Annotated in this window: 17 protein-coding genes; 16 read left to right on the top strand and 1 reads right to left on the bottom strand. The window is 52.4% G+C overall.

The features are described 5' to 3' along the window. Both puuB and puuE read left to right on the top strand, forming a co-directional pair. A complete protein-coding gene (gene puuB / locus KXD89_RS12150; protein WP_000134870.1) occupies positions 1-1,281 on the top strand; it encodes a gamma-glutamylputrescine oxidase in 1,281 nt (426 codons plus the stop codon). 37 nt (positions 1,282-1,318) lie between these two features. Beyond that, positions 1,319-2,584 (top strand): 4-aminobutyrate transaminase, encoded by a 1,266-nt coding sequence (gene puuE, locus KXD89_RS12145; protein ID WP_000069229.1) that lies wholly within the window; start codon positions 1,319-1,321, stop codon positions 2,582-2,584. A 119-nt stretch (positions 2,585-2,703) separates the two neighbouring features. Here puuE and pspF read toward each other — a convergent pair whose 3' ends face one another. After that, positions 2,704-3,681, bottom strand: coding sequence for a phage shock protein operon transcriptional activator (gene pspF, locus KXD89_RS12140; protein WP_001301108.1), 978 nt, complete (start codon positions 3,679-3,681; stop codon positions 2,704-2,706). A 166-nt stretch (positions 3,682-3,847) separates the two neighbouring features. Between pspF and pspA the strand changes: the two genes are divergently transcribed. The 14 genes from pspA (at position 3,848) to pgmB (ending at position 16,576) form a co-directional block, all read left to right on the top strand. Further along, the gene (pspA, locus tag KXD89_RS12135) at positions 3,848-4,516 is read left to right on the top strand and encodes a phage shock protein PspA (protein WP_000511025.1); all 669 of its coding nucleotides are present in this window, start codon (positions 3,848-3,850) and stop codon (positions 4,514-4,516) included. 53 nt (positions 4,517-4,569) lie between these two features. Further along, positions 4,570-4,794: an envelope stress response membrane protein PspB gene (pspB, locus tag KXD89_RS12130; RefSeq protein WP_001274963.1), complete on the top strand. Its 225-nt coding sequence runs from the start codon at positions 4,570-4,572 to the stop codon at positions 4,792-4,794. Further along, positions 4,794-5,153 (top strand): envelope stress response membrane protein PspC, encoded by a 360-nt coding sequence (gene pspC, locus KXD89_RS12125; protein ID WP_000907387.1) that lies wholly within the window; start codon positions 4,794-4,796, stop codon positions 5,151-5,153. Before pspB ends, pspC begins: the two co-directional genes overlap by 1 nt. A gap of 8 nt (positions 5,154-5,161) precedes the next feature. Next, positions 5,162-5,383: a phage shock protein PspD gene (pspD, locus tag KXD89_RS12120; protein ID WP_001295585.1), complete on the top strand. Its 222-nt coding sequence runs from the start codon at positions 5,162-5,164 to the stop codon at positions 5,381-5,383. A 74-nt stretch (positions 5,384-5,457) separates the two neighbouring features. After that, the gene (gene pspE, locus KXD89_RS12115; protein ID WP_000473109.1) at positions 5,458-5,772 is read left to right on the top strand and encodes a thiosulfate sulfurtransferase PspE; all 315 of its coding nucleotides are present in this window, start codon (positions 5,458-5,460) and stop codon (positions 5,770-5,772) included. Positions 5,773-5,984: 212 nt separating this feature from the next. Then, entirely contained in the window at positions 5,985-7,664 is a 1,680-nt protein-coding gene (ycjM, locus tag KXD89_RS12110; protein WP_000810499.1) for a glucosylglycerate phosphorylase, read from the top strand. Positions 7,665-7,677: 13 nt separating this feature from the next. Continuing rightward, on the top strand, positions 7,678-8,970 hold the full coding sequence (locus tag KXD89_RS12105; RefSeq protein ID WP_000597466.1) for an ABC transporter substrate-binding protein: 1,293 nt from the start codon (positions 7,678-7,680) through the stop codon (positions 8,968-8,970). A gap of 20 nt (positions 8,971-8,990) precedes the next feature. Further along, a complete protein-coding gene (locus tag KXD89_RS12100; protein ID WP_001080790.1) occupies positions 8,991-9,872 on the top strand; it encodes a carbohydrate ABC transporter permease in 882 nt (293 codons plus the stop codon). Continuing rightward, the gene (locus KXD89_RS12095) at positions 9,859-10,701 is read left to right on the top strand and encodes a carbohydrate ABC transporter permease (protein ID WP_000224659.1); all 843 of its coding nucleotides are present in this window, start codon (positions 9,859-9,861) and stop codon (positions 10,699-10,701) included. Before KXD89_RS12100 ends, KXD89_RS12095 begins: the two co-directional genes overlap by 14 nt. Positions 10,702-10,731: 30 nt before the next feature. Beyond that, a complete protein-coding gene (locus tag KXD89_RS12090) occupies positions 10,732-11,784 on the top strand; it encodes a zinc-binding alcohol dehydrogenase (protein WP_000737347.1) in 1,053 nt (350 codons plus the stop codon). Positions 11,785-11,802: 18 nt separating this feature from the next. Next, positions 11,803-12,591 (top strand): sugar phosphate isomerase/epimerase, encoded by a 789-nt coding sequence (locus KXD89_RS12085; RefSeq protein WP_000690229.1) that lies wholly within the window; start codon positions 11,803-11,805, stop codon positions 12,589-12,591. A 9-nt stretch (positions 12,592-12,600) separates the two neighbouring features. After that, a complete protein-coding gene (locus tag KXD89_RS12080) occupies positions 12,601-13,656 on the top strand; it encodes a Gfo/Idh/MocA family protein (protein WP_001395397.1) in 1,056 nt (351 codons plus the stop codon). After that, complete coding sequence (ycjT, locus tag KXD89_RS12075) at positions 13,653-15,920, top strand: kojibiose phosphorylase (protein WP_000198036.1); 2,268 nt, start codon at positions 13,653-13,655, stop codon at positions 15,918-15,920. Before KXD89_RS12080 ends, ycjT begins: the two co-directional genes overlap by 4 nt. Continuing rightward, positions 15,917-16,576 carry a beta-phosphoglucomutase gene (pgmB, locus tag KXD89_RS12070; RefSeq protein WP_000775794.1) on the top strand — a complete coding sequence of 220 codons (660 nt, stop codon included), beginning with the start codon at positions 15,917-15,919 and terminating at the stop codon, positions 16,574-16,576. Before ycjT ends, pgmB begins: the two co-directional genes overlap by 4 nt.

The following is a 16,576-nucleotide window of genomic DNA, read 5'->3' as shown; positions in this document are numbered from 1 at the left end:
ATGACCGAACATACCAGCAGTTACTACGCCGCCAGTGCGAATAAATATGCACCATTCGACACGCTGAATGAGTCAATCACCTGCGACGTTTGCGTGGTTGGCGGCGGCTATACCGGGCTCTCCTCCGCGCTGCATCTGGCGGAAGCGGGCTTTGACGTAGTGGTTCTCGAAGCCTCACGCATCGGCTTTGGCGCAAGCGGGCGCAATGGCGGACAGCTTGTGAACTCCTACAGCCGCGACATCGACGTGATCGAAAAAAGCTACGGCATGGACACCGCCCGTATGCTCGGCAGCATGATGTTCGAAGGTGGTGAGATCATCCGCGAACGTATCAAACGTTATCAGATTGACTGCGACTACCGCCCCGGCGGCCTGTTTGTGGCGATGAATGATAAACAGCTCGCCACACTTGAAGAGCAGAAAGAGAACTGGGAACGCTACGGCAATAAACAGCTGGAATTGCTGGACGCCAACGCCATTCGCCGTGAAGTAGCCAGCGATCGCTATACCGGTGCGCTGCTGGATCACAGCGGTGGGCATATTCATCCGCTAAACCTTGCCATTGGCGAAGCGGACGCCATCCGCCTCAACGGCGGGCGCGTGTATGAACTTTCTGCCGTGACGCAGATCCAGCACACCACGCCAGCCGTTGTGCGAACTGCCAAAGGTCAGGTGACGGCGAAGTATGTGATTGTCGCCGGGAATGCGTATCTGGGCGATAAAGTAGAGCCGGAACTGGCGAAACGCAGCATGCCGTGCGGCACGCAGGTGATCACCACCGAACGGCTGTCGGAAGATTTAGCCCGTTCGCTGATCCCGAAAAACTACTGTGTGGAAGACTGTAACTATCTGCTTGATTACTACCGTCTTACCGCCGACAACCGCCTGCTGTACGGCGGCGGCGTGGTCTACGGCGCGCGCGACCCGGATGACGTTGAGCGCCTTGTGGTGCCGAAACTGCTGAAAACCTTCCCGCAGCTGAAGGGCGTGAAAATTGATTACCGCTGGACGGGCAACTTCCTGCTGACCCTGTCGCGTATGCCGCAGTTTGGTCGCCTCGATACCAACATCTATTACATGCAGGGCTACAGCGGCCACGGCGTGACCTGTACTCATCTAGCCGGACGTTTGATTGCCGAACTGCTGCGCGGCGACGCCGAACGTTTCGATGCCTTCGCCAATCTGCCGCATTACCCGTTCCCCGGCGGGCGCACGCTGCGTGTGCCGTTTACCGCGATGGGCGCGGCGTATTACAGCCTGCGCGATCGTCTGGGCGTTTAATTTCCGATTAACCGTGAAGAGTCAAAAGGTGTGAAACATGAGCAACAATGAATTCCATCAGCGTCGTCTTTCTGCCACTCCGCGCGGGGTTGGCGTGATGTGTAACTTCTTCGCCCAGTCGGCTGAAAACGCCACGCTGAAGGATGTTGAGGGCAACGAGTACATCGATTTCGCCGCAGGCATTGCGGTGCTGAATACCGGACATCGCCACCCTGATCTGGTCGCGGCGGTGGAGCAGCAACTGCAACAGTTTACCCACACCGCGTATCAGATTGTGCCGTATGAAAGCTACGTCACCCTGGCGGAGAAAATCAACGCCCTTGCCCCGGTGAGCGGGCAGGCCAAAACCGCGTTCTTCACCACCGGTGCGGAAGCGGTGGAAAACGCGGTGAAAATTGCTCGCGCCCATACCGGACGCCCTGGCGTGATTGCGTTTAGCGGCGGCTTTCACGGTCGTACGTATATGACCATGGCGCTGACCGGAAAAGTTGCGCCGTACAAAATCGGCTTCGGCCCGTTCCCTGGTTCGGTGTATCACGTACCTTATCCGTCAGATTTACACGGCATTTCAACACAGGACTCCCTCGACGCCATCGAACGCTTGTTTAAATCAGACATCGAAGCGAAGCAGGTGGCGGCGATTATTTTCGAACCGGTGCAGGGCGAGGGCGGTTTCAACGTTGCGCCAAAAGAGCTGGTTGCCGCTATTCGCCGCCTGTGCGACGAGCACGGTATTGTGATGATTGCTGATGAAGTGCAAAGCGGCTTTGCGCGTACCGGTAAGCTGTTTGCCATGGATCATTACGCCGATAAGCCGGATTTAATGACGATGGCGAAAAGCCTCGCGGGCGGGATGCCGCTTTCGGGCGTGGTCGGTAACGCGAATATTATGGACGCACCCGCGCCGGGCGGGCTTGGCGGCACCTACGCCGGTAACCCGCTGGCGGTGGCTGCCGCGCACGCGGTGCTCAACATTATCGACAAAGAATCACTCTGCGAACGCGCGAATCAACTGGGCCAGCGTCTCAAAAACACGTTGATTGATGCCAAAGAAAGCGTTCCGGCCATTGCTGCGGTACGCGGCCTGGGGTCGATGATTGCGGTAGAGTTTAACGATCCGCAAACGGGCGAGCCGTCAGCGGCGATTGCACAGAAAATCCAGCAACGCGCGCTGGCGCAGGGGCTGCTCCTGCTGACCTGTGGCGCATACGGCAACGTGATTCGCTTCCTGTATCCGCTGACCATCCCGGATGCGCAATTCGATGCGGCAATGAAAATTTTGCAGGATGCGCTGAGCGATTAATAGCCCAACGCAATAATGTCTGATGCGCTGCGCTTATCAGGCCTGCAAACGACGTATTGATTATGTATGCCGAATAAAGCATTCACGCCGCATCCGGCAAGTTGTATTGCTCAACTTCGCTAAATCTGGTGCTTTTTCAACAACGCGCGGAACTGATGATAAGTTAACCCCAGTAATTCAGCCGCGCGCTTCTGGTTATATTTCCCTTGTTGCAAACTGAGTTGCAGCAACTCTTTTTCCTGCTGCATCTGAAACTCACGTAAATCCAGCGGCAGTGTTGGAAGCGAGGTGGTTTCTGAAACGGCGATAGCGTCTTCAGGCGGACGCCGTTTAAAGGGATCAATAATGATGTCATCAAGCGGATAATCGCTGGTGCCGTGGCGATACACTGAACGTTCCACCACGTTTTTCAATTCACGAATATTTCCCGGCCAACGATAATTCAGCAATGTTTCTCTGGCGCGCTCCGTAAACCCCGGGAACAGAGGCAGCTTGATTTCCCGACACATCTGGATGGCAAAGTATTCTGCCATCAACATTATGTCGCTTTCGCGCTCGCGCAGTGGTGGCAGTTGTACAACATCAAAAGCCAGTCGGTCGAGCAGGTCAGCGCGAAAAGTGCCTTCATTGACCATCGCCGGGAGATCGGCATTCGTCGCGCATACCAACCGCACATTCACCTGCAATGGTTGGCTGCCGCCAACGCGCTCCAGTTCACCGTACTCAATCACGCGCAATAATTTCTCCTGCACCATCATCGGTGCCGTAGCGAGTTCATCAAGAAATAGCGTACCGCCGTCGGCACGTTCAAATCTCCCTGGATGACGTTTTTGCGCACCGGTAAACGCCCCCGCTTCGTGACCAAACAGTTCGGAATCCAGCAGATTTTCATTTAACGCCGCGCAGTTAAGGGAAATAAACGGCCCTTGCCAACGGGAGGAGAGATAATGCAGGCGGCTGGCAATCAGCTCTTTACCGGTGCCGCGTTCGCCGATGATGAGCACCGGTTTGTCCAGCGGTGCGAGATGCGAAACCTGTTCCAGCACTTCGAGAAAGCTGTTCGCCTCACCAAGTAAATTATCTTTGTATTCTGCCATGATGAAATTCGCCACTTGTTAGTGTAATTCGCTAACTCATCCTGGCATGTTGCTGTTGATTCTTCAATCAGATCTTTATAAATCAAAAAGATAAAAAATTGGCACGCAAATTGTATTAACAGTTCAGCAGGACAATCCTGAACGCAGAAATCAAGAGGACAACATTATGGGTATTTTTTCTCGCTTTGCCGACATCGTGAATGCCAACATCAACGCTCTGTTAGAGAAAGCGGAAGATCCACAGAAACTGGTTCGTCTGATGATCCAGGAGATGGAAGATACACTGGTTGAAGTACGTTCTACTTCGGCGCGCGCGTTGGCAGAAAAGAAACAGCTGACTCGCCGTATTGAACAAGCGTCGGCGCGTGAGGTTGAATGGCAGGAAAAAGCCGAACTGGCGCTGCTGAAAGAGAGAGAGGATCTGGCACGTGCAGCGTTAATTGAAAAACAGAAACTGACCGATCTGATTAAGTCCCTGGAACATGAAGTGACGCTGGTGGACGATACGCTGGCACGCATGAAGAAAGAGATTGGCGAGCTGGAAAACAAATTGAGCGAAACACGCGCTCGCCAGCAGGCATTGATGTTACGTCATCAGGCGGCAAACTCGTCGCGCGATGTGCGTCGTCAGCTGGACAGTGGCAAACTGGATGAAGCAATGGCTCGTTTCGAATCTTTCGAACGTCGTATTGACCAGATGGAAGCGGAAGCAGAAAGCCACAGCTTCGGTAAACAAAAATCGCTGGACGATCAGTTTGCCGAACTGAAAGCCGATGATGCAATCAGCGAACAACTGGCACAATTAAAAGCCAAAATGAAGCAAGACAATCAATAATAACATCCAGGCGGCGTCCGAACGCGCCGCCGCTCATCGTCTAAGGAGTACTTATGAGCGCGCTATTTCTGGCTATTCCGTTAACCATTTTTGTGCTGTTTGTTTTACCGATCTGGTTATGGCTGCATTACAGCAATCGTTCTGGTCGCAGTGAATTGTCGCAAAGTGAGCAGCAGCGATTAGCGCAACTGGCTGATGAAGCAAAACGGATGCGCGAACGTATTCAGGCGCTGGAATCTATTCTTGATGCAGAACATCCGAACTGGAGGGATCGCTAATGGCGGGCATTAATCTCAATAAAAAATTATGGCGTATTCCACAGCAGGGCATGGTCCGCGGCGTCTGCGCCGGGATTGCCAACTATTTTGATGTACCGGTAAAACTGGTGCGTATCCTGGTGGTGCTGTCGATTTTCTTCGGTCTGGCGCTGTTTACCCTGGTTGCTTACATCATTTTGTCATTTGCGCTTGATCCAATGCCGGACAACATGGCCTTTGGTGAGCAGCTACCTTCCAGCAGCGAATTGCTGGATGAAGTCGACCGTGAACTGGCGGCAAGTGAAACGCGTTTACGCGAGATGGAACGTTATGTCACTTCCGATACTTTCACGTTACGTAGCCGTTTCCGTCAACTGTGAGGAAAGTTATGAATACTCGCTGGCAACAGGCCGGGCAAAAGGTAAAGCCTGGTTTCAAATTAGCAGGCAAGCTGGTACTTCTTACCGCACTGCGCTATGGCCCGGCGGGTGTGGCGGGCTGGGCGATAAAATCAGTTGCTCGCCGACCGCTGAAAATGTTGCTGGCTGTGGCGCTGGAACCGCTGTTAAGTCGGGCTGCTAATAAACTGGCACAGCGTTATAAAAGGTGAGGGGAGTTTCGCAAAAATTGTTAAATCTCAGGCGTATAATGGATGGCAATTTTCATCCATAGAAGGACGCTTACATGTTTAAAAAAGGCTTACTTGCTCTGGCACTGGTGTTTTCACTGCCCGTTTTCGCCGCTGAACACTGGATCGATGTTCGTGTTCCAGAGCAGTATCAGCAAGAGCACGTTCAGGGGGCCATCAATATTCCCCTGAAGGAAGTGAAAGAGCGCATTGCCACCGCCGTTCCGGATAAAAACGACACCGTGAAAGTGTATTGCAATGCCGGACGCCAGTCAGGGCAAGCAAAAGAGATCCTTAGCGAGATGGGATATACCCACGTTGAGAACGCCGGTGGCCTGAAAGACATCGCAATGCCGAAGGTCAAAGGTTAAAAGAATTCACCATGAGCGGCGCTTATGCGCCGTTTTTTTTTCTGTCACACCTTATTTACATCCCCATAGATTATTTGCGTCAGCTCACAAATACGCTTTTTCCCTGGTAAAAAATGATTTCCTGCGTGACTAAAACCCTTGTGCTCAATTGACAGTTTATTTTCTGCGGAGTAGTCTCTCGTTTCATGGGACCGCTACCACGGAAAGGCAACATGAAACAGAAAATTACGGATTACCTGGACGAAATCTACGGTGGAACATTTACCGCAACTCATTTACAGAAACTTGTAACGCGTCTTGAGAGTGCGAAACGATTAATTACACAGCGACGTAAAAAACACTGGGATGAAAGTGATGTCGTGTTAATTACCTATGCCGATCAATTTCACAGCAATGATTTAAAACCATTACCCACATTTAATCAGTTTTACCATCAATGGCTGCAAAGCATTTTTTCACATGTTCATTTGTTGCCGTTTTATCCATGGTCATCTGATGATGGCTTTTCGGTAATTGATTATCATCAGGTCGCCAGTGAAGCGGGGGAGTGGCAGGATATTCAGCAACTCGGTGAATGCAGTCATTTAATGTTTGATTTTGTCTGCAACCATATGTCGGCAAAAAGTGAATGGTTTAAAAACTATTTACAACAGCATCCAGGTTTTGAAGATTTTTTTATTGCCGTTGACCCGCAAACCGATCTCAGCGCCGTCACTCGCCCGCGTGCGTTACCGTTATTAACGCCATTCCAGATGCGCGATCATTCAACGCGCCATTTATGGACCACCTTTAGTGACGATCAAATTGACCTGAATTACCGTAGCCCTGAAGTGTTGCTGGCGATGGTGGATGTTTTACTCTGTTACCTTGCGAAAGGTGCTGAGTATGTCCGCCTGGATGCCGTTGGCTTTATGTGGAAAGAGCCGGGAACAAGCTGCATCCATCTGGAAAAAACACATCTGATTATCAAACTGTTACGGTCGATTATTGATAACGTTGCGCCAGGTACAGTGATCATTACCGAGACCAATGTTCCGCATAAAGACAACATTGCTTACTTTGGCGCAGGCGATGACGAAGCACATATGGTGTACCAGTTCTCGCTGCCGCCACTGGTGCTGCATGCGGTGCAAAAACAGAACGTTGAGGCGCTTTGTGCGTGGGCGCAAAACCTGACACTACCTTCCAGCAACACCACCTGGTTTAACTTCCTCGCCTCTCACGATGGCATCGGGCTAAACCCGCTACGGGGCTTGTTGCCTGAAAGCGAAATATTAGAGCTGGTCGAGGCGTTACAGCAGGAAGGTGCATTAGTAAACTGGAAAAATAATCCCGACGGTACACGCAGTCCGTATGAAATAAATGTGACCTATATGGATGCGTTAAGCCGCCGTGAGAGTAGCGATGAAGAACGTTGCGCCAGGTTTATCCTTGCCCATGCGATTTTGTTAAGTTTCCCCGGTGTGCCAGCGATATATATTCAAAGTATTCTTGGCTCGCGTAATGATTACGCAGGTGTCGAAAAACTCGGATATAACCGTGCGATTAACCGTAAAAAATATCACAGTAAAGAGATAACCCGAGAACTGAACGATGAAGCTACATTAAGGCATGCGGTATATCATGAGTTGTCGCGTTTAATTACACTTCGTCGCAGCCATAACGAGTTTCATCCGGATAATAATTTTACCATTGATACGATTAATTCATCCGTAATGCGTATTCCAAGAAGTAACGCTGATGGTAATTGTCTGACTGGATTGTTTAATGTCAGTAAAAATATTCAGCATGTAAATATTACTAATCTGCATGGTCGGGATCTGATTAGTGAAGTTGATATATTGGGTAATGAAATAACGCTGCGCCCCTGGCAGGTTATGTGGATTAAATAAAAAGGAACATCTCATGATTAAATCAAAAATCGTGCTGTTATCAGCACTGGTTTCATGCGCCCTGATTTCAGGCTGTAAAGAAGAAAATAAAACGAATGTATCCATCGAATTTATGCATTCTTCGGTGGAGCAGGAGCGCCAGGCCGTTATCAGTAAATTGATTGCCCGTTTTGAAAAAGAAAACCCTGGCATCACCGTTAAGCAAGTGCCCGTGGAAGAAGATGCCTATAACACTAAAGTCATTACTCTTTCACGTAGCGGTTCGCTGCCGGAAGTGATCGAAACCAGCCATGACTACGCCAAAGTGATGGACAAAGAGCAGCTTATCGATCGCAAAGCGGTTGCCACAGTCATCAGCAACGTTGGTGAAGGCGCGTTTTACGATGGCGTACTGCGTATTGTGCGTACCGAAGATGGTAGCGCATGGACCGGTGTTCCTGTCAGCGCCTGGATTGGCGGTATCTGGTATCGCAAAGATGTGCTGGCAAAAGCGGGGCTTGAGGAGCCGAAAAACTGGCAACAGCTGCTGGACGTTGCACAGAAACTGAATGACCCGGCGAATAAAAAATACGGCATTGCGCTGCCTACAGCAGAAAGCGTGTTGACGGAACAATCCTTCTCCCAGTTTGCGTTATCCAACCAGGCTAACGTCTTTAACGCCGAAGGCAAAATCACCCTTGATACACCAGAGATGATGCAGGCACTGACCTATTACCGCGACCTTACTGCCAACACTATGCCGGGTTCTAACGACATCATGGAAGTGAAAGACGCCTTTATGAACGGCACCGCGCCGATGGCGATTTACTCCACCTATATCCTTCCGGCTGTGATTAAAGAAGGCGACCCGAAAAACGTCGGTTTCGTGGTGCCAACCGAGAAAAACTCTGCGGTCTACGGCATGTTGACCTCGCTGACCATTACCGCCGGGCAAAAGACCGAAGAGACGGAAGCAGCAGAAAAATTTGTCACCTTTATGGAGCAGGCAGACAACATTGCCGACTGGGTGATGATGTCGCCAGGTGCTGCGCTGCCGGTGAATAAAGCGGTGGTGACTACCGCCACCTGGAAAGACAACGACGTTATTAAGGCGCTGGGTGAACTACCGAATCAGCTAATCGGTGAACTGCCAAATATTCAGGTTTTTGGCGCAGTAGGGGATAAAAACTTTACCCGCATGGGTGATGTGACGGGTTCTGGCGTGGTGAGTTCAATGGTGCATAACGTCACCGTGGGTAAAGCCGATCTCTCTACTACGCTGCAAGCGAGCCAGAAAAAACTGGATGAACTGATCGAACAGCACTAAACCCAGGACAGGAATCCGCAATGAACAGGCTTTTTTCAGGTCGTTCCGATATGCCCTTTGCGCTGCTGCTTCTCGCGCCCAGCTTATTACTGCTGGGCGGTCTGGTGGCGTGGCCGATGGTGTCGAATATCGAAATCAGTTTTTTACGTCTGCCGCTCAATCCCAACATCGAGTCAACGTTTGTTGGGGTGAGCAACTATGTGCGTATCCTCTCCGATCCCGGCTTCTGGCATTCGCTGTGGATGACGGTCTGGTATACCGCGCTGGTGGTGGCGGGCAGCACCGTGCTCGGGCTGGCGGTGGCGATGTTTTTCAACCGCGAGTTCCGCCTGCGCAAAACCGCGCGTTCGCTGGTGATCCTCTCCTACGTAACGCCGTCCATTTCGCTGGTGTTCGCCTGGAAATACATGTTCAACAACGGCTACGGCATTGTTAACTACCTCGGCGTCGATCTTCTGCATCTCTATGAGCAGGCACCGCTGTGGTTCGATAATCCGGGCAGTAGCTTTGTGCTGGTGGTGCTGTTCGCCATCTGGCGCTACTTCCCGTATGCCTTTATCTCGTTTCTGGCGATTTTGCAGACCATCGACAAATCGCTGTACGAAGCGGCAGAGATGGATGGCGCTAATGCCTGGCAACGGTTTCGTATCGTCACGCTGCCCGCAATTATGCCGGTCCTGGCGACGGTGGTGACACTGCGCACCATCTGGATGTTCTACATGTTCGCGGATGTTTATTTGCTGACGACCAAGGTCGATATTCTCGGTGTATATCTCTACAAAACCGCCTTTGCCTTTAATGATTTAGGAAAAGCGGCGGCGATCTCGGTGGTGCTCTTCATCATTATTTTCGCTGTCATTCTGCTGACCAGGAAACGGGTGAACCTCAATGGCAACAAATAAACGCACACTCAGTCGCATCGGTTTTTACTGCGGGCTGGCGCTGTTTCTCATCATCACGCTGTTTCCATTTTTTGTGATGCTGATGACCTCGTTCAAGGGCGCGAAAGAGGCGATCTCACTGCATCCTACGCTGCTGCCGCAGCAGTGGACGCTGGAGCATTACGTCGACATTTTTAACCCGATGATTTTCCCGTTTGTCGACTACTTCCGTAACAGTCTGGTGGTGTCTGTGGTTTCATCCGTGGTGGCGGTATTCCTCGGCATTCTTGGGGCTTACGCGCTTTCCCGCCTGCGCTTTAAAGGTCGGATGACCATCAACGCCAGCTTTTACACGGTGTATATGTTCTCTGGCATTTTGCTGGTGGTGCCGCTTTTCAAAATCATCACCGCGCTTGGCATTTACGACACTGAGATGGCGCTGATCATCACCATGGTGACGCAAACTCTGCCCACCGCCGTGTTTATGCTGAAAAGCTACTTCGACACCATCCCCGATGAGATCGAAGAAGCGGCGATGATGGATGGCCTCAACCGTCTGCAAATTATCTTCCGCATCACCGTGCCGTTGGCGATGTCCGGGCTGATATCCGTGTTCGTCTACTGCTTTATGGTGGCGTGGAACGACTATCTGTTTGCGTCGATTTTCCTCTCCAGCGCCAGCAATTTCACCTTACCGGTGGGCCTGAACGCGCTGTTCAGTACGCCAGATTACATCTGGGGACGGATGATGGCGGCCTCACTGGTGACCGCATTGCCGGTGGTGATTATGTATGCGCTTTCGGAACGTTTTATTAAGAGTGGTTTGACCGCCGGTGGCGTGAAGGGCTAAAGCGGCCAGTTTCTTTACAAGGAGTTTTAAATGAAAAAGTTAGTAGCCACAGCACCGCGTGTTGCTGCGCTGGTTGAGTATGAAGATCGGGCGATTTTAGCTAATGAAGTGAAGATCCGCGTGCGTTTCGGCGCACCGAAACACGGAACGGAAGTGGTCGACTTCCGCGCCGCCAGCCCGTTTATTGATGAAGACTTTAACGGCGAATGGCAGATGTTCACTCCGCGTCCGGCAGATGCGCCGCGCGGCATTGAGTTTGGCAAATTCCAGCTTGGCAACATGGTGGTTGGCGACATTATCGAGTGCGGCAGCGACGTTACCGACTACGCGGTGGGCGACAGCGTATGCGGCTACGGCCCGCTCTCCGAGACGGTCATCATTAACGCAGTGAATAACTACAAGCTGCGCAAAATGCCGCAAGGCAGCTCCTGGAAAAACGCCGTCTGCTACGACCCGGCGCAGTTTGCCATGAGCGGCGTGCGCGATGCCAACGTGCGCGTAGGGGATTTTGTGGTGGTGGTAGGGCTTGGCGCAATCGGTCAAATTGCCATCCAACTGGCTAAACGCGCTGGCGCTTCTGTGGTGATTGGCGTCGATCCTATCGCCCATCGCTGTGATATTGCCCGTCGCCACGGCGCGGATTTCTGCCTTAACCCCATCGGCACTGATGTAGGTAAAGAGATCAAAACGCTGACCGGCAAGCAGGGTGCCGATGTGATTATCGAAACCAGCGGCTACGCCGACGCGCTGCAATCGGCGCTCCGCGGTCTGGCTTATGGCGGCACCATCTCCTATGTCGCGTTTGCCAAGCCGTTTGCCGAAGGTTTTAACCTCGGACGCGAAGCGCATTTCAATAACGCCAAAATTGTCTTCTCTCGCGCGTGCAGCGAACCGAACCCGGATTATCCGCGCTGGAGCCGCAAGCGTATTGAAGAAACCTGTTGGGAACTGCTGATGAACGGTTATCTCAATTGCGAAGATTTAATCGACCCGGTGGTGACCTTTGCCAATAGCCCGGAAAGCTATATGCAGTATGTCGACCAGCATCCGGAACAGAGCATCAAAATGGGCGTTACGTTTTAATTCAAAGGAATGAAAAAAATGAAAATCGGCACACAGAATCAGGCGTTCTTTCCGGAAAACATTCTGGAGAAATTTCGTTATATCAAAGAGATGGGCTTCGATGGTTTTGAGATTGACGGCAAACTGCTGGTTAACAACATCGAAGAAGTCAAAGCGGCGATCAAAGAAACCGGTTTACCGGTGACCACCGCCTGCGGTGGCTATGACGGATGGATTGGCGACTTTATCGAAGAGCGTCGTCTTAATGGCTTAAAGCAGATCGAGCGCATTCTCGAAGCGCTGGCAGAAGTGGGCGGTAAAGGCATCGTCGTTCCGGCTGCGTGGGGCATGTTTACCTTCCGCTTACCGCCGATGACCTCGCCGCGTAGCCTGGACGGCGACCGCAAAATGGTGAGTGATTCCCTGCGCGTACTGGAACAGGTCGCCGCGCGTACCGGAACCGTGGTGTATCTCGAACCGTTAAACCGCTATCAGGATCATATGATCAACACCCTCGCCGATGCCCGCCGTTACATCGTCGAAAACGATCTTAAACATGTACAGATTATCGGCGATTTCTATCACATGAATATCGAAGAAGATAACCTGGCGCAGGCGCTGCATGACAACCGCGACCTGCTCGGTCATGTGCATATTGCGGATAACCATCGCTACCAGCCGGGCAGCGGCACCCTGGATTTCCACGCGCTGTTTGAACAGCTGCGCGCGGATAACTATCAGGGCTATGTAGTGTACGAAGGGCGTATCCGGGCGGAAGATCCTGCCCAGGCGTACCGTGATTCGTTGGCCTGGTTGCGTACCTGCTAAGAGGTCTTTGTGAAAAGTGCAATGACAAGCTCTCCGCTGCGGGTCGCGATAATAGGCGCAGGCCAGGTGGCGGATAAGGTTCATGCTTCGTACTACTGCACCCGCAACGATCTGGAACTGGTGGCTGTCTGTGACAGCCGCCTTTCCCAGGCGCAGGCGCTGGCAGAAAAATACGGGAATGCATCCGTGTGGGACGATCCGCAGGCCATGCTGCTGGCGGTGAAACCTGATGTGGTTAGCGTCTGCTCACCTAACCGTTTTCATTACGAACATACCCTGATGGCACTGGAAGCGGGCTGCCATGTGATGTGCGAAAAACCGCCCGCCATGACGCCAGAACAGGCGCGGGAAATGTGCGATACCGCGCGCAAACTGGGCAAGGTGCTGGCCTACGACTTTCACCATCGTTTTGCGCTCGATACGCAACAGCTGCGTGAACAGGTGACCAACGGCGTTTTGGGAGAGATTTACGTTACCACCGCCCGCGCCCTGCGTCGCTGCGGCGTTCCCGGCTGGGGTGTCTTTACCAATAAAGAACTGCAGGGTGGTGGCCCGCTGATCGACATCGGCATTCATATGCTGGATGCTGCGATGTATGTGCTGGGCTTTCCGGCGGTGAAAAGCGTGAATGCGCATAGCTTTCAAAAGATCGGCACGCAAAAGAGCTGTGGTCAATTTGGTGAGTGGGATCCGGCAACTTACAGCGTCGAAGATTCGCTGTTTGGCACCATTGAATTTCATAACGGCGGCATTCTGTGGCTGGAAACGTCATTTGCACTCAACATCCGCGAACAGTCGATTATGAACGTCAGCTTTTGTGGTGATAAAGCTGGTGCGACGCTGTTTCCAGCACATATCTACACCGATAACAACGGTGAATTAATGACGCTGATGCAACGGGAAATAGCAGACGACAACCGCCATTTGCGCAGCATGGAAGCCTTTATCAATCACGTACAGGGCAAGCCCGTGATGATAGCCGACGCCGAGCAGGGGTACATCATCCAGCAACTGGTGGCGGCGTTGTATCAATCCGCAGAAACAGGGACGCGTGTGGAATTATGACCAGGCCAGTAACGTTATCAGAACCCCATTTCAGCCAGCATACCCTGAACAAGTATGCATCGCTGATGGCGCAGGGGAACGGCTATCTTGGGCTTCGCGCCAGCCATGAAGAAGATTACACGCGCCAGACGCGAGGGATGTATCTGGCGGGGCTGTATCATCGGGCGGGAAAAGGTGAAATCAACGAACTGGTGAACCTGCCTGATGTCGTGGGGATGGAGATTGCCATAAATGGTGAGGTTTTCTCGTTATCCCACGAAGCCTGGCAGCGTGAGCTTGACTTTGCCAGTGGCGAATTACGCCGCAATGTTGTCTGGCGTACCAGCAACGGCTCAGGTTACACCATCGCCAGCCGTCGCTTTGTTTCGGCAGACCAACTGCCGCTCATTGCGCTGGAAATCACTATTACGCCACTGGACGCCGACGCGTCAGTGCTGATTTCAACAGGCATTGACGCCACGCAAACCAATCACGGTCGCCAACATCTCGACGAAACCCAGGTGCGGGTGTTTGGTCAGCATCTGATGCAGGGGAGCTACACCACCCAGGATGGACGCAGTGATGTGGCCATCAGCTGTTGCTGTAAGGTGAGCGGTGATGTGCAGCAATGCTATACCGCCAAAGAGCGCCGTTTACTGCAACATACCAGTGCGCAGCTTCATGCAGGCGAGACAATGACGTTGCAAAAACTGGTGTGGATCGACTGGCGGGATGACAGGCAAGCTGCTTTAGACGAGTGGGGCAGCGCGTCGCTTCGCCAGCTTGAAATGTGCGCGCAGCAGAGTTACGACCAACTTCTTGCAGCATCAACAGAAAACTGGCGTCAATGGTGGCAGAAACGTCGTATCACGGTAAATGGCGGCGAAGCGCACGATCAGCAAGCGTTAGATTATGCGCTTTATCATCTGCGCATCATGACGCCTGCCCACGACGAGCGCAGCAGCATTGCGGCAAAAGGCTTAACCGGCGAAGGCTACAAAGGCCACGTTTTCTGGGATACAGAAGTATTTTTGTTACCGTTTCATCTGTTTAGCGATCCGACGGTTGCCCGAAGTTTACTGCGTTATCGCTGGCACAACTTGCCAGGCGCGCAGGAGAAAGCGCGACGCAACGGCTGGCAGGGCGCGCTATTTCCGTGGGAAAGCGCGCGCAGCGGCGAAGAAGAGACGCCGGAATTTGCCGCCATTAACATTCGCACCGGGCTGCGGCAAAAAGTGGCCTCGGCGCAGGCGGAACATCATCTGGTGGCCGATATCGCCTGGGCGGTTATTCAATACTGGCAGACCACGGGGGATGAAAGTTTCATTGCGCATGAAGGCATGGCGCTACTTCTGGAGACGGCAAAGTTCTGGATTAGCCGCGCGGTGAGAGTTAACGATCGTCTGGAAATTCATGATGTTATTGGGCCAGACGAATATACCGAACATGTCAATAATAATGCATACACCAGCTATATGGCCCGCTACAACGTTCAACAGGCGCTGAATATTGCCCGCCAGTTCGGCTGTAGCGACGATGCGTTTATCCATCGCGCCGAAATGTTCCTCAAAGAGCTATGGATGCCAGAAATTCAGCCCGACGGCGTTTTGCCGCAGGATGATTCGTTTATGGCTAAGCCGGCGATTAATCTGGCGAAATACAAAGCGGCGGCGGGGAAGCAAACCATACTGCTGGATTATTCACGCGCAGAAGTGAACGAGATGCAGATCCTCAAACAAGCTGATGTGGTGATGCTCAATTACATGCTGCCGGAGCAGTTCTCAGCGGCATCGTGTCTTGCCAATCTGCAATTTTATGAACCGCGCACTATTCACGACTCGTCATTAAGTAAAGCAATCCACGGCATTGTTGCCGCACGCTGTGGCCTGCTGACCCAAAGTTATCAGTTCTGGCGCGAGGGGACTGAAATCGATCTTGGTGCTGATCCGCATAGTTGTGATGATGGTATCCATGCTGCCGCAACTGGCGCTATCTGGCTGGGGGCGATTCAGGGTTTTGCCGGGGTGAGCGTGCGTGACGGTGAATTGCATCTCAATCCGGCGTTACCTGAGCAGTGGCAACAGTTGTCTTTCCCTCTGTTCTGGCAGGGCTGCGAATTACAGGTCACTCTTGACGCGCAGCGTATTGCGATTCGAACTTCTGCGCCCGTTTCACTGCGTTTGAACGGTCAGCTTATAACCGTGGCTGAAGAATCTGTTTTCTGTTTGGGTGATTTTATTTTGCCCTTCAATGGGACCGCTACCAAACATCAGGAGGATGAATGAAACTGCAAGGGGTAATTTTCGATCTGGATGGTGTAATCACCGATACCGCGCATCTGCATTTCCAGGCGTGGCAGCAGATTGCCGCTGAAATTGGCATCAGCATTGATGCGCAGTTTAACGAATCCCTAAAAGGGATCAGCCGCGATGAGTCTCTGCGGCGCATTCTGCAACACGGGGGCAAAGAGGGCGACTTTAACTCGCAGGAGAGGGCGCAACTGGCGTATCGCAAAAATCTGCTCTATGTCCACTCACTACGCGAGTTGACGGTCAACGCTGTTCTACCCGGCATTCGCTCTTTGCTGGCAGATCTCCGTGCACAGCAGATCTCGGTTGGGCTGGCTTCTGTCTCCCTGAATGCGCCGACGATTTTAGCGGCGCTGGAGCTGCGCGAGTTTTTCACCTTCTGCGCGGATGCTTCCCAACTTAAAAACTCGAAACCGGACCCGGAAATCTTTCTCGCCGCCTGTGCAGGGCTGGGCGTGCCGCCGCAGGCATGTATCGGCATTGAAGATGCGCAGGCGGGCATTGACGCCATTAACGCCAGCGGTATGCGCTCGGTGGGGATCGGCGCGGGCTTAACCGGGGCGCAATTACTGTTGCCTTCAACGGAATCACTCACCTGGCCGCGGTTATCGGCCTTCTGGCAAAACGTATAG

This window comes from Escherichia sp. TC-EC600-tetX4 (assembly GCF_019356055.1).
In the GTDB taxonomy this organism is placed as follows: domain Bacteria; phylum Pseudomonadota; class Gammaproteobacteria; order Enterobacterales; family Enterobacteriaceae.
Note: the sequence above shows the minus strand (reverse complement) of the source record. Positions and strands in the feature narration are given on the sequence as shown.

What these genes read in the sequence shown, in the direction of transcription:
- KXD89_RS12095 (WP_000224659.1), top strand. Translation starts at nt 9,859, where the DNA reads ATGGCAACAAATAAACGCACACTCAGTCGCATCGGTTTTTACTGCGGG.
- pspE (WP_000473109.1), top strand. Translation starts at nt 5,458, where the DNA reads ATGTTTAAAAAAGGCTTACTTGCTCTGGCACTGGTGTTTTCACTGCCC.
- pspB (WP_001274963.1), top strand. Translation starts at nt 4,570, where the DNA reads ATGAGCGCGCTATTTCTGGCTATTCCGTTAACCATTTTTGTGCTGTTT.
- ycjT (WP_000198036.1), top strand. Translation starts at nt 13,653, where the DNA reads ATGACCAGGCCAGTAACGTTATCAGAACCCCATTTCAGCCAGCATACC.
- KXD89_RS12085 (WP_000690229.1), top strand. Translation starts at nt 11,803, where the DNA reads ATGAAAATCGGCACACAGAATCAGGCGTTCTTTCCGGAAAACATTCTG.
- puuB (WP_000134870.1), top strand. Translation starts at nt 1, where the DNA reads ATGACCGAACATACCAGCAGTTACTACGCCGCCAGTGCGAATAAATAT.
- KXD89_RS12100 (WP_001080790.1), top strand. Translation starts at nt 8,991, where the DNA reads ATGAACAGGCTTTTTTCAGGTCGTTCCGATATGCCCTTTGCGCTGCTG.
- pgmB (WP_000775794.1), top strand. Translation starts at nt 15,917, where the DNA reads ATGAAACTGCAAGGGGTAATTTTCGATCTGGATGGTGTAATCACCGAT.
- KXD89_RS12105 (WP_000597466.1), top strand. Translation starts at nt 7,678, where the DNA reads ATGATTAAATCAAAAATCGTGCTGTTATCAGCACTGGTTTCATGCGCC.
- puuE (WP_000069229.1), top strand. Translation starts at nt 1,319, where the DNA reads ATGAGCAACAATGAATTCCATCAGCGTCGTCTTTCTGCCACTCCGCGC.
- ycjM (WP_000810499.1), top strand. Translation starts at nt 5,985, where the DNA reads ATGAAACAGAAAATTACGGATTACCTGGACGAAATCTACGGTGGAACA.
- pspC (WP_000907387.1), top strand. Translation starts at nt 4,794, where the DNA reads ATGGCGGGCATTAATCTCAATAAAAAATTATGGCGTATTCCACAGCAG.
- pspA (WP_000511025.1), top strand. Translation starts at nt 3,848, where the DNA reads ATGGGTATTTTTTCTCGCTTTGCCGACATCGTGAATGCCAACATCAAC.
- KXD89_RS12090 (WP_000737347.1), top strand. Translation starts at nt 10,732, where the DNA reads ATGAAAAAGTTAGTAGCCACAGCACCGCGTGTTGCTGCGCTGGTTGAG.
- pspD (WP_001295585.1), top strand. Translation starts at nt 5,162, where the DNA reads ATGAATACTCGCTGGCAACAGGCCGGGCAAAAGGTAAAGCCTGGTTTC.
- pspF (WP_001301108.1), bottom strand. Translation starts at nt 3,681, where the DNA reads ATGGCAGAATACAAAGATAATTTACTTGGTGAGGCGAACAGCTTTCTC.